Here is a 13,902-nt window from a genome sequence, read left to right as displayed (position 1 = left end):
ATCCCGTATTATTTCATGAGATTGCCACGCTCATTTCACTCGCTCGCAATGACGATTTATACACTTTAACACTAATTAAAAATGCAAACTGAATTTATACATTTAAGAACTCAAAGTTCCTATTCTTTCTTAGCAAGTGCATTAACTACTGAAAAAATAGTAGAGCTTGCCTCTTCTTATAAAATGCCTGCTATTTGCTTAACAGATAAAGAGAATTTATTTGGATCGCTAGAGTTTGCTTTATATGCAATAAAGAAAGGTTTGCAGCCTATTCACGGGGTTATTTTAAATATACAATATGAAGCAAACGTTTTTGCAGAAATATTATTGATAGCTAAAGATGAAACTGGCTATAAAAATTTGCTTAAACTATCCAGTATCACCTTTACTACAAATGATCGTAAAATATGCAACCATATTACTTTTGAGGATTTAAAAGAATATCAAGAGGGATTAATAGCATTATGTTGTTATACTGAGGGTATTACAGGGAAATGCTTGCTTGCTAATAAAGAAGAACAAGCTGAAATGTTTGTACGAAACTTGCAAGAAATTTTTGGAGATCGTTTTTACTTTGAAATCATGCGACACGATCTACCGAAAGAGCAGCTTATTGAAGATAATTATATTAAAATAGCATCAAAATTAAATATTCCGCTTGTTGCTACCAATAAAGTACTATTCAGCAAAAAAAGCATGCATGATGCACATGATGTATTATTATGTATTTCTGCCGGTGTTACTAAAGAATATCCTGATCGTAAAACAGTTAGTGAGAATTGTTATTTTAAATCAGCAAAAGAAATGATCGAGCTTTTTGCCGATCTACCTAGTGCTATCGAAAATACAGTAAATTTAACCCAGCGTTGTTATTTTGCTGCCCATACAAATCCTCCAATGCTTCCTAATTTTGCTACTAAAGATATTAGTGAAACTGATTTAATTAGAAAAGAAGCAAAAGATGGATTACTTGCAAGACTTGATACAAAATTCAAATCTGAACATATTTCCATAGAAAATCAAGAAAATATTAAAACTGAGTATTTTGCTCGTCTTGACTATGAGCTAAATATTATATGCAGTATGAATTTCGCTGGTTATTTTTTGATCGTATCTGACTTTATAAAATGGAGTAAAAATCAAGGTATTTTAGTAGGACCAGGCAGAGGCTCAGGAGCAGGATCAGTTGTTGCTTGGAGCTTGCTTATTACTGATCTTGACCCTATTAAATTTGGTCTATTATTTGAAAGATTTTTGAATCCAGATCGTATTTCAATGCCTGACTTTGATATTGATTTTTGTCAGGAAAGACGAGAAGAAGTTATTAATTATGTACGTTCTAAATATGGTAATAATAGAGTAGGACAAATTATAACTTTCGGTAAAATGCAGGCAAAGGCTGTAATTAAGGATGTTGCACGAGTACTAAGCCTGCCATATAAATTTGCAGATTATCTAACTGAATTAGTACCGTTTAGTGCAATAAACCCCGTTACGCTTGAACAGGCAATACGAGAAGTGCCAGAGCTTGCCAATGCTGCTAAAGGTAACGGATTATATAATTTAGAGGGTGAGCTAGAATTAATTAAGCTAGTACTTGATACATCATTAATTCTTGAAGGGCTGCATCGCCACTCCTCAACACATGCAGCAGGAATCATAATAGCTGGTACTGATTTAGTTGATATAGTACCTGTCTATAAAGATGCTAACTCCGATATGTTGGTAGTCGGCTACTCCATGAAATATTGCGAGCTTGCTGGTTTAATTAAGTTCGACTTTCTTGGGCTGCAAACTTTAACTGTTATTACCGATTGTAAGAAATTGTTAAAAGAGCAAAATATAGAAATAGATTTTAACGATATGACATTTGATGATGAAAAAACTTATCAAATGTTATGTAAAGGTAAAGGAGTCGGCGTATTCCAGTTTGAAAGTGTTGGGATGAAAGATGCCCTTAGACGCCTTAAACCTGATTCCATACATGACTTAATAGCTCTTGGTGCGTTATATCGCCCTGGACCTATGGAAAATATTCCAACCTATATAGCTTGTAAGCATAAATTACAGCAGCCTGATTATTTGCATGAGTTGTTAAAGCCTATCTTAGAGGAAACTTATGGAGTAGTGATATATCAAGAACAAGTCCAAAGAATTGCTCAAGTTTTAGCTGGTTATACGCTAGGAGCTGCTGATTTGCTTCGTAGAGCCATGGGTAAGAAAATTAAAGCTGAGATGGAACAACAAGAAGAAATTTTTGTTAAAGGTGCAATAGCTAATAATATTTCTGAGGCTCAAGCTAAATCGATTTTCGCAACTGTTGCTAAATTTGCTGGTTATGGTTTTAACAAGGCACATGCCGCAGCTTACGGGGTTATCTCATATCAAACAGCATATCTTAAAGCTAATTATCCAGCAGAATTCGTAGTTGCGTGCTTAAATCTTGAACTAAATAATCACGATAAAATTAATTTATTCCTGCAAGAAGCAAAAGATAATAATATAAAAATCATTGCACCGAATATTAATATTTCAGGTGGGTATTTTAGTGTAAAGTATGTCATACCGCGGCTTGACCGCGGTATCCATGGAGACCAATTAAAAGATACCGCGGTCAAGCCGCGGTATGACATTGATAGTTCTATAATCTTCGCACTTGGAGCTATAAAAGGAGTCACGCCGAATTTTGGTAAGCTAGTAACAGATGAAAGAAATGCAAGAGGTGCTTTTAAATCGATCGTTGATTTTATTGAGAGATTACCACCAAAAGCTATCAACAGTAAATTACTTGAAAATCTAATTAAAGCTGGCTGTTTTGATGAATTACATGATAATAGATTGCAATTATTTTCAAGCATTTCTAAGCTTCTTGCATATTCGGTTTCTTACCATGAAGAGCAGGCATCTAATCAATTTAGTTTAATTAAAGTTTCCAGCTTAAGTAAAGAAATCCTAGTCTCAAGTGATTACGCTGATAAGAATACTTTAACTTTTTATGAATTTGAGGCTATGGGGTTATTTATTTCAAATCACCCGCTAACAGAATACAAAGAAATATTCAATCGCTTAAATATCTTAAGCTCGGCTGACTTACATAATAATTTGCCTGATGGCCGTAATAGAGTAATGATTGCTGGTGTAATACAAAAGAAAGATTCTCGTATGTCAGCAAGAGGTAGATTTGTTACCCTAGTGCTTTCTGATCCTGAAAATATATTTGAGTTAAGTATTTTTAGCGAAGAAGTTTTAAAAGATTACGTACATCTACTTGACGTCAAAAGTCTAGTAGTTGTTAATTGCGATATCATTAAAGATGAGGGCGGTATTAAAATCACTGCTAAAAGCTTTTCATCAATTGAAAATGCAACTGGCAATCAGCAATTTGATTTACAGCTCTACCCTAAAAATGACGAAGAATTAGAACAAATAATTACTCTACTATCAGCACGTATAAATAACGACGAGCAGAGTAATACCACAGCTACAATATATTTATCAAGCAAATCAGTAAAAAATTTTGTAGCAAAAATTACGTTGCCAGAAAAGTTCTTTTTAAGAGGGCAAGATTTTGAGATTCTTAGTATTTATCAAAATACTTAAATATATAGTGATTTTATCTTTCTAAATCTGCTTTAGATAATTCTGTAATTTTTATAACAGCACCTAATGGTATGCCTTCTTTTAGCATTTTCTTTGCCATAGTAATTTTTTCTTCTTGCATTTTAATATTAACTAGCTTTACTGCTTCCGCTTTTGCTTCTTCTCTTGCTTCTTCCTTTCCTTGTTGCATCCAATGGTGAGCTATACTTTTCATAACGTTTTCTCTTTTTTTAGGATTTAATTTTGATTTAAGTAGTTTTTCTACTTCTATTATATCACCTTGTTTAATTCTGGTCAAAGTGTAGCATAAAATTAGTTCTATATGATCAATACCGATATCAACTTTAGCGAATTTAGGCAAAAGATCAGCTACTTCTTCCCACCTTTTCAATAAATCACGTTCATGAATATGCTTCATAAAAAATTGCAAAATCCCAGACCATGCTTTTTCTTTCAATTTTTCGTCCGGAATATCATGTACATTGATTAATTGATAGTCATTAGTCCATGTAGCCTTTACAAGTTCACTATTTTCAAATAATTCCCATAGATTTCGTGGAGCATTATATTTCTTTTGACCATTGTAAAATATCAAAGGATATATGAAAGGGAACTTTTTACTTTTTGTTGATTTCTTATGGTATTCAGCAATTTTAAACATATACCGAAATAACCTCAAAGCCATTTTATACTCAGGTGTGCTTTGGTGTTCTAAAAGTAGATATAAATAGCCCTTTTTCTCTCCAAACTTAGCAGAAAATAGAATATCTACTATAGATTTTTTGAGTCTTTTATCTACAAAGCTATCTTTTTCCATTTTTAGGTTTTCAAGAGAAATTAGATTCTGTATATAAGGGGGTAAATGCATTTGAAAAAACTCTTTAGAAACTAAAGGGTTTTCAAACGCACTTCTTATAATTTCGTCGTGTTTAGGTTTCTGGGACATAAGTAATAATGATATATTACACTATAAATATAGCATTATTACTGTCATTTCAATTAAAGATTGAATTTTTTATTACAACGAATTATAGTTCTCTGACTGGTTTTAGTACTAATTTTTTCTTGTTAAAAATATTTATTTTAGCTAATAAGCTAATTTTAGCTTTTTTCAAACTACGTTTATAGTTTTCACCTGTTACTGCATCATAGCTAGTGATTAACGATGGGATGACCTCATTATAATATATCTTATAAAGCTCATGCATAGTTTCCTTTGTTGTTAGATATCCCCATTTTATTGCTTGCTGAGGTACTCGTGCTAGTGCTTCAATGCAGGCTACTGCTTCTTCAATTTCAGGATTTTTATTTTTATATACATCAGCTGATGGTGATAAATTAGCTTGCATATCTTTAAACATAGCATCAATCATTAATGCCATATATTTATCTGATTTAAATTTCCTGACAAAAACCAAACCATGTTTATTGCTATATCTTAAAAGCTTAAATTTATATATAAAAATCATGAAGTTTATTGCTAGAATTTTTAAACCTCTTACTTTATTAGTATGATAAAATTTAAGCTTTGTCTCATAATCTAGCTGCTTTTTCATGCCTGCTATAAGCAGTTTATGCAGTAAATTACGGCAATGTTCTATATCTTTTTTACGAGCAATACGTGCATTATCCGTTGCTTTAGTGCCAGAAAAATTAGCCGAATGGCGGGTGATTTGCCTACCTCTATTATCCCTTTTTATATCAGCAAAATGCCCAAGTTCTTGAGCTGCTATAATCTGCAATCTTGCAACAGCAGCAAAGCCACCACCATACATAGGGTGATCCTTACTATTTTCAGCAAAAGGGTTACCACCACATGAGACAAAAATAGCCACATCTTTGCCGTTAGTGCTTTGCATTCCACTATTACCGCCTACTTTCTGCCAGTTAACCATATCCATCATATCACCAATATTATGAGAGTAGGTGATAAATATTTCTGTTTTATCAAGAAGTAGCCATCTTATGACAATCGGGTGAGCAGATTGTACAAAAATACGGGCTAACATTTCCATTACTTCTTTTTTGATTGGCTGTAGTTTATAGATTTGTTTTTTTAGATTATCAAAGACAGATTTTATTTTTTGATCGGTAGCAGAATTTCTATATAGATTTTGGAAAAGTTTTGTAGTTTCAGGGATTAAATGTGGATCTGTTAGCTCTTCTTTGCTAACCATCATACTAATATTAAAAGCAGGGTCACTAAATCTTGCAAAATTGCAACAATCATCGGTATCTATTCTTAGCTTCCCCGACTTAATTATCTGCATTGCTAAATTCTTATACTCTATTTCCATATCCTCTTTATAAATAGCAGGAACATGATCAAGAATATGGTATATAGTACTCATCCTTTCGCAACACCTAAATTTGAGACCTCATTATGCTCATCAGTATGCTTAAGTATCTCAAAAGTCATCAAATCCGCACCTATCGGTTCATATTTTATATTCAGTTTAGCTTTTTCAGCTTGAGCCTTTCTATACTCATCTAACTTAGGACATACTCTTTTTAAGCAACTTTCAACAAATTGGTCTGAAGATCTTAATTGTAATATCTCTTTTGCATCCTTTTTATGCTTTTCATCTTCAACACATAAATCAATATTACGCTCTGTAACAAATAATTGAGGAGCCTGAGTTCTTGCTAGTTCAATTATATCTTTATTCTTTTTTGCAAAATTACGAATATTTTTTTCATAAGGTCCCTGAACTCCAATCAATTCATCTATGACTATTTCCATACTTCCATGTTTCTCGTTATTATCATTAATTTCATCTTTTAAAGTACGGATATTTTCATCATTAAGCTTACACATTTTATATAATAGCAATAACATAAAATGATTAATTCCTCTTTGTTCACCTGACCAAGAAAGCTTTAAAAAATATAGAGACCAAGGGTTAATTGAAATATAAGATAATGGAATACTAGCCCATTGCCCTAGCTTCATTTTTTGAATTATAGTATTAAATTCAGATAAATTATTTTCTATTTGTGAAAATTTATATTCTACAATATTGGTAGGATTACTTTTTACTACTTCTTCCCATGTTTTTCCTAATTCGGTTTTTGCTCTGCTGCCAATTTGAGCTAAAAATGGTGCAGGTTCCTTTATCATCGTATCAGCATTATATTCTATATAATTTATCAAAGACACGATATCATTAAAGGCTAATTTTACTATATGGTCATCTCCTTTATCCTTATTTTTTTTTGCATGGGTAAGATTTTTTGTTTACAAAAATTCCAAAAATTATCCTTATTATTTTCTGATCCTATATTTAAAACCTCATCTTTTTTTAACTCAGTATAAAACAATGCTATTTGTTTCAAATGCCATTCAAAATCCATACTTTCATCATATTGCTTACTAACTATCATATAGAACTTTTTAAGCACCTCTGATACCTTACTTTCCACACGTGAGTTATAAATATTATCAGCAATATCATGAAAAACCGAAAGTCCTCCAGTTACAAAAGGTTTAAACCATCCCGCCGTAACCATATCTAACACAATACATATTCCTTTTTCAATAGAAGTTGTACGCTCCATATGCCCAACATTTACTACTACTGCATCACTACTAGTAATACAAGAAGCCAAATATATAGACCGCAACCCTGAAAGAAAATGCTTATAATACTTATATAAATCGGAATCTTTCTTCTCTAGCTCTTTTATTTGTGTATTAATGCCATCTATAGTATCAATATTTGCATTAGATAACATTTTCTTTATCTTATCAATTTCTTGTTCTAATGCACCAATTCTTTGTCCTTGTTCTTGTTGTACTATATTTTGTCTTTGCTGTTCTAAAAATAAATGACGAATTGCTTCTTGTATAATTTGAGGCGATATATTATCATTATCTTGGATTGGATTAGCTATAACTAATTCTTGTGAATTCTTTTGCCCTAATTCTTGTGCAAGTTTATATAATCTAGTCTTTTGTAAAAATTGTAATGCTTTTTCTTCATTACCAGCGTTATTATATGCTGTTGCTATAAGCTGGTTTAGATCTTGCCCCCTAAATATGTCGTTCCGAGAATTTGTCCGTGCTTCTTCAAAGCAATATGCTGCCATTTCATGATATCGCTTTTGTTGAATTGGCTCCACTTCTTTCTGAGCCAACTTATTATAGACTAAACCCGACTTATAGTCACAATGATGGACAAGTTTTTTCCGTTCAAATATATTTTCATGATTTGCGTCTAATTTTTTAGCATATTCAAATTGTTCAAGTGCTTCTTCATATTCCCCCCTTCTGTAAGATTCAACCCCTTTTGAAAGAAAAAAATTTATACCTTTTGTTGTATCAAAATCATGATACACCTCGTCATTATTATTCGGATCTACTCTTTCTTTGCTCATATTAAAATCCATTAAATTATTTATAACATATTATGACCACCATTGATTGAGATAGTTTCACCCGTGATAAATCCAGCATTTTCATCAACTAGAAATGCTACTGCTCTTGCGATTTCTTCAGGTTGCCCTAATCTTTTTTTCGGAATACTATTAACGATTTTTGCAAGCACGTCTTCAGGTACTGCCCCTACCATTTCCGTTGCAATATATCCAGGAGCTATACAATTAACCGTGATATTTTTAGAAGCAGTTTCACGTGCTAAAGCTTTAGTAAAACCTATAATTCCAGCTTTAGCAGCAGAGTAATTAGTCTGACCAATCTGCCCTGCCTGAGCATTGATTGAGCTGATATTTACTATACGACCGTAATTTTGATTTCGCATCGGCTCGATTACGTTACTTGACATATTAAAGCAAGAATTGAGATTAACGTTAATTACATCGTTCCAATCTTGATGACTCATTTTATGCAGCATTTTATCTTTGGTAATTCCGGCATTATTAACCAAAATGCTTACTGGCTGTTTATATTCCTCTTCAATTTCTTTTATCGCTCTTCTGCAATCTTCAAAATCTGCAACATTCCAACGTTTGGTTTTGATACCATATTGCTCTTCCATAGCTTTTGCAGCTTCATGATTACTAAAAAAATTAGCAATAACAGTAAAACCTTTATTTTTTAATTCTTTGGCAATAGACTCTCCTATTCCTCTAGTACCGCCTGTTACAACTGCTAAATGCGACATTATTACCTCCCTATATTATTATCTTTATTACGTTGATTTACTTTTTGTGCAGGTGTAACATTAGGAGTAATTCTTCCTCCATTATCTAATTCTACTGTAGGTTTATATATTATTTGTTGTTGGGCTTTATTTAAATCCGGTATTAGTTCAGTTAGTTCATTTTTTGGAGTAGTTACCACAACAGAAGGTGTTTGTATATTTGCAGCTATTTCATAATTTGTCGTTTGATACGGATTAGGCGTTTCTTTAGCTTTTTTATGCTCTGCTGGTTCATTAACTACCTGACCTTTTTCAAGTTTCTTAATCTTATTATTGGCTCCCGATGGCTCAATCATACTTTTTAATGATTCTTGTCTAGATTCAGGAAAACCTTGTGCCGTTACTTTTAATGTACCGTAACATCCGATTGTAGCACCGCCTGCATAAACTCCGCCAGCTTGACCGGCAGTATGACCTGCTTTTAAAAGCTGTTCATCAGCAGCTTTTACTTCTATTCTTAATCTATTAGCTATAGCAGTACTAGTTTGGTCATGTTCGGCAAGACCTGTACGATCCTTACCACTTGCACACATAGTAAGCGTTTCGTGCTTTGGAACATCTTTAAAAATAGAGTCATTAGAATTTGAGATTTGGTTGCTTAAATAATTTAATTTTCGTGAAATGCTACTACTTATATTTTCTTTATCTGCACCTCTATAAAAAATTGCGTCAGCTTTTTCTATATCTTGTTTTAAACTAGCTGCATTGGTTAATATTTCATGAGCTTGCTTAGATAACCTACCTGCATTAAATTCTGTATTCAGCATTGTTTTTAGATCACCTTTCGGTTTATTAATACCAAATAATCTTTCTAATTTACCACGTGGTTTTAAATGGGTCGCAATATCTTTGAAGTTAGTTTCTTTTGGTAAATTATTAGCCAAATCGTTAAGTTGTTCTTTTGTACCATCAAAATGATTAAAACCTGCGATTCTTCTAAATTTATTAAACGCTGTATTAGTATAACGACCTCCTACATGATCTATAGCTCTTTTAGTAAGAGTTACCAGTTTTGCATCAGGGTGCGGCACTACAAAATTTGCAGCTCCACTATTTAAAGTATTAGCATGCAATTTATGATCGCCCATCCATTCTTGAGCTTGCTTAGTATTTAAATCTGTGATTCTTTATCACGAGAAATAGAAGCAAGAGTTCCTGCATGTTTAGAGGCACGTATTATTTCAATAGGTTTATTTTCTTCAGCTATTGCTGTAATTTTCTCAAAAGTGTTTTTCATTCCTACTATTTGACGCAATTGAGTAGGGATAACATGCTCACCCTCTTTAATTGTTTCAGCATATTTATTAACTAACTGTCTTTCCCAACTAGGCATTTTCTTGAACCAATCTTTATCGGCTCTATTCTGATATTCTGCCTTTTGCTCATCGGTTATTCCCTTGAGTGCTACTTCTGCCTCAATAACAGTATGATCTTTACCATTTTTATCTTTAATATTTGAGAGCGTTACTATATTACAATGTTCATCATTAAAATTCTGAAAATCTTTTGCTACATTTAGCTTCTTATGCACTTCTTTAATGCCATTATTTTCTAGCAGTATGGCTATGTCATTAATCTTATCCTTTACATTAGGAGAGATTTGCATTTGAGAATTTTTTTCATTATCTTTATGAAAGTTATCAATAAAATCTACTGCTTGTTTTCTTAATTCTGTCTTAAGTGCTTCTGGTTTTCCTTCGATTTCAGCTATATCTATTGCTGCTCTTATGACATTTAAATATTGCATCTCAAAGCTTTCCGTTCCAAGCTCTCGAGGATCTTTAGCATTTCGTGCATCACGAATTATTATCGGTGTTGTACCTTCTATCAACGGATCAATTTTAGTAAGTGTTATACCGGTTCTTTCTTCACGTAAAATTTCAAGTTTTTGTAATGCTTCAGTAAAATTACCGTTTTTAACTGCTTCTCTAACTTCATCTCTGTTTGTATGTAGAGGATCTTGTTTGTTATTTGCTAAAAATTCATTTGTTTGTGTTGTAAGAAAATATTTATCTGCGTCGAATTGTTCTTTTAATGAGGACATAGTGAAAGCTTTATATATTAATATTTAGTTTAGTTAGATAGTAGACGAAGTTTTATTTGGAAAAGAGCAAGAAGTTTATAAGCACGAGGAACGGAGCATAGATAAACTACGTGAGTACCTCAGCACCTGTAGGACGTCGCCGCCAATTTTTCAAATAAAACGAGTATACCCTTGTATTATAATTTTAAAGTAATTATATAAACAATATCTATTAAAAAATTTTAATCTTATTAATTAAAATATATTATTTATATGAATATTGATAAATTTACTGCACATGCTAAATCAGTAATAACAAACTGTCAACCCATTGCGGCTAAAAATGATCATCAGCAAATATTACCTTTGCACTTATTATCTAGTCTTTTTAATGAAGATACAGGGATCGTTAAAACACTTATTAGTAATAGCGGAGGTAACTTAAATATTTTAGCTGATCAAGTACAGGTAGAATTAAATAAAATTCCAAAAGTGCAAGTTGATGGCGGAGGAACAATTTATTCTTCTGCTGAATTTCTTAAAGTTTTAGAAAAAGCTAATAGTCTTGCTAAAGATAATGGGGATAGCTTTGTTACAATCGAGCGTATTTTGGAAGCTTTAAGTTTTGATAATACTATAGCTGGTAAAATTTTAACCAATAATGGGGTTAATAGCAAAAAACTAGCAGCTAGTATTTTGCAGCTTCGCAAGGGTAAAAAAGCCGATACTGAATCAGCAGAAAATAGCTATGATGCTCTAAAAAAATATGGCAGAGATGTAACTGAACTTGCTGAAAGTGGTAAGCTTGACCCGATAATCGGACGTGATGAAGAAATCAGAAGAACAGTGCAAGTATTATCTCGTCGTATGAAAAATAATCCGGTATTGATCGGCGAACCTGGCGTTGGTAAAACTGCGATAATCGAAGGGTTAGCACAACGAATATTTAGCAAAGATGTGCCAGAAACTCTTATTAATTGCCGAATTATCGAGCTTGATATGGGAGCGTTGATTGCAGGAGCAAAATATCGTGGTGAGTTTGAAGAGAGGCTTAAAGCTGTTCTTGGTGAAATAAAAGAATCAAGTGGTGAGATTATTTTATTTATCGATGAATTACATTTATTAGTCGGTACTGGTAAGACTGATGGAGCTATGGATGCATCAAATTTACTAAAGCCGATGCTTGCACGCGGTGAACTACATTGTATCGGAGCTACCACTTTAGACGAGTACCGCAAATATATCGAGAAAGACGCTGCACTTGCTCGCCGCTTCCAGCCTGTTTATGTTAGCGAGCCGACAGTAGAGGATACGATATCCATACTTAGAGGTATTAAGGAAAAGTATGAACTGCACCATGCGGTACGGATTTCCGATAGTGCGATAGTTGCGGCAGCAACTCTATCAAACCGCTATATTACGGATCGTTTTCTACCTGATAAAGCGATTGATTTAATTGATGAAGCTTGTAGCCGTATGAAAATCGAGCTATCAAGTAAACCTGAAGAACTGGACGAACTAGATCGCCGTATTATTCAGATAAAGATAGAGCTTGCAGCTTTAAAGAAAGAGAATGATGAGCATTCTAAAAAGAAAATTGAGCATTTAACCGCAGAGTTAGAAAAGTTGGAATCTAAATCTTACGATATGAGTTCTAAATGGCAAGCCGAAAAATCCAAAATTCAAGGACAGCAGAAACTTAAAGAAGAGTTAGACCGTGCTAGGATTGATTTAGAGCGAGCAGAACGTGATGCTAATTTAGCCAAAGCTAGTGAGTTAAAATACGGAATCATTCCTGAGATTATGAAGAAAATTCAGGAATCCGAAAATGCTGACAGTAAAGGATTGTTAAAGGAAATTGTTTCAGAAAGTGATATAGCAAGTATTATCTCTCGTATCACCGGTATTCCGATCGATACAATGCTATCAAGTGAGCGTGAACGTTTGCTTGTGATGGAGCAGAAATTACGTGAGTCGGTAATAGGGCAGGATGAGGCGATAAAAAGCGTTAGTGATGCTGTTAGAAGATCACGTGCCGGTATTCAGGATGTTAACCGCCCGCTTGGTTCTTTCTTGTTTCTCGGTCCGACTGGAGTTGGTAAAACTGAACTGACTAAGGCTTTAGCGGGTTTTCTTTTTGATGATCGTAACGCCATCTTACGTATTGATATGTCCGAATATATGGAGAAGCATGCTATTTCTCGTTTGATAGGAGCACCTCCCGGGTATGTTGGATATGATCAGGGTGGAGTGCTTACCGAAGCGGTAAGACGCCGCCCGTATCAAGTCATATTATTTGATGAAGTGGAAAAAGCCCATCCCGATATTTTTAATATTATGCTGCAAATATTAGATGAGGGAAGACTTACCGATAGTCAGGGTATCACAGTTGATTTTAAGAATACTATTATTGTGCTAACATCTAATTTAGGTGCTGAAATACTCGTTAACCAAAAAGAGGGCGAAGATACTTATAAGGTAAAAGACCAAGTTATGGAATATGTGAAGATGGTATTTAAGCCTGAATTCTTGAATAGGTTAGATGAGATTATATTATTCCATAGATTAAACCAAAATAATATTCACGATATAGTAAAGATTCAGCTAGAGGGTTTAAAGAAAATCTTATCAGCACAAAATATCACTCTTGAATTTGATGAACCAGCTTTAAACTATTTAGCCTTAAAAGGTTATGATCCGAGCTTTGGAGCAAGACCATTGAAGCGACTTATCCAGCGTGAAATACAAAATAACTTAGCTAAGATGATTTTAGCAGGCGAGGTAAGTAGCGGAAAAATAGTAAAAATAACTGCAAAGAAAGAAGAGCTACAGATACAAATAATTGATTAGTTTTCCTGTCATTTAGAAGAGGCGTTGCCTACGTGGATCAGCTTCCCGTCATTGCGAGCGACTGCAAGGAGCGTGGCAATCCAAAAAAAATAATAAAAATGCTATGCATTTTACTAGATTGCTTCGTCAAAACTTATAGTTTTTCCTCGCAATGACGATATCTATACTTAGTTAGGAATGCTAGCCACCCTCAATTCACTTACCGATTGACTTTTTTAGGAAATAGAATATAAAATTGTGTTTGAAATAGTTAAAGCTATTTTGGGG

General features: G+C 33.4%; 9 protein-coding genes. 2 read left to right on the top strand and 7 right to left on the bottom strand.

Annotated features, from left to right (window positions below; genetic code table 11):
• Positions 1 to 81: 81 nt before the first annotated feature.
• Positions 82 to 3,600 carry a DNA polymerase III subunit alpha gene (gene dnaE, locus AAHF54_RS00290; RefSeq protein WP_342170025.1) on the top strand — a complete coding sequence of 1,173 codons (3,519 nt, stop codon included), beginning with the start codon at positions 82 to 84 and terminating at the stop codon, positions 3,598 to 3,600.
• Between the two features lie 13 nt (positions 3,601 to 3,613).
• Here the strand turns inward: dnaE and AAHF54_RS00285 are convergent, their stop codons facing one another.
• From AAHF54_RS00285 to AAHF54_RS00255, 7 genes are all read right to left on the bottom strand, one after another.
• Positions 3,614 to 4,546, bottom strand: coding sequence for an Rpn family recombination-promoting nuclease/putative transposase (locus AAHF54_RS00285; RefSeq protein ID WP_341788648.1), 933 nt, complete (start codon positions 4,544 to 4,546; stop codon positions 3,614 to 3,616).
• A gap of 82 nt (positions 4,547 to 4,628) precedes the next feature.
• Positions 4,629 to 5,951 carry a DUF2748 family protein gene (locus AAHF54_RS00280; protein WP_341788647.1) on the bottom strand — a complete coding sequence of 441 codons (1,323 nt, stop codon included), beginning with the start codon at positions 5,949 to 5,951 and terminating at the stop codon, positions 4,629 to 4,631.
• Entirely contained in the window at positions 5,948 to 6,760 is an 813-nt protein-coding gene (locus tag AAHF54_RS00275) for a hypothetical protein (RefSeq protein WP_342170024.1), read from the bottom strand. The genes AAHF54_RS00280 and AAHF54_RS00275 overlap by 4 nt, the downstream gene beginning before the upstream one ends.
• Positions 6,761 to 6,783: 23 nt before the next feature.
• The gene (locus AAHF54_RS00270) at positions 6,784 to 7,977 is read right to left on the bottom strand and encodes a hypothetical protein (protein ID WP_342170023.1); all 1,194 of its coding nucleotides are present in this window, start codon (positions 7,975 to 7,977) and stop codon (positions 6,784 to 6,786) included.
• A 20-nt stretch (positions 7,978 to 7,997) separates the two neighbouring features.
• A complete protein-coding gene (locus AAHF54_RS00265; RefSeq protein ID WP_341788644.1) occupies positions 7,998 to 8,723 on the bottom strand; it encodes an SDR family oxidoreductase in 726 nt (241 codons plus the stop codon).
• 2 nt (positions 8,724 to 8,725) lie between these two features.
• Positions 8,726 to 9,850 carry a hypothetical protein gene (locus AAHF54_RS00260; RefSeq protein WP_341788643.1) on the bottom strand — a complete coding sequence of 375 codons (1,125 nt, stop codon included), beginning with the start codon at positions 9,848 to 9,850 and terminating at the stop codon, positions 8,726 to 8,728.
• 23 nt (positions 9,851 to 9,873) lie between these two features.
• On the bottom strand, positions 9,874 to 10,806 hold the full coding sequence (locus AAHF54_RS00255) for a hypothetical protein (protein ID WP_341788642.1): 933 nt from the start codon (positions 10,804 to 10,806) through the stop codon (positions 9,874 to 9,876).
• A 252-nt stretch (positions 10,807 to 11,058) separates the two neighbouring features.
• Here AAHF54_RS00255 and clpB point away from each other — a divergent pair, with 252 nt between their 5' ends.
• Positions 11,059 to 13,635 carry an ATP-dependent chaperone ClpB gene (gene clpB / locus AAHF54_RS00250; RefSeq protein ID WP_341794543.1) on the top strand — a complete coding sequence of 859 codons (2,577 nt, stop codon included), beginning with the start codon at positions 11,059 to 11,061 and terminating at the stop codon, positions 13,633 to 13,635.
• The last annotated feature ends 267 nt before the right edge of the window (positions 13,636 to 13,902 follow it).

The organism is Rickettsia endosymbiont of Seladonia tumulorum, assembly GCF_964030815.1.
In the GTDB taxonomy this organism is placed as follows: Bacteria; Pseudomonadota; Alphaproteobacteria; order Rickettsiales; family Rickettsiaceae; genus Rickettsia.
Note: the sequence above shows the minus strand (reverse complement) of the source record. Positions and strands in the feature narration are given on the sequence as shown.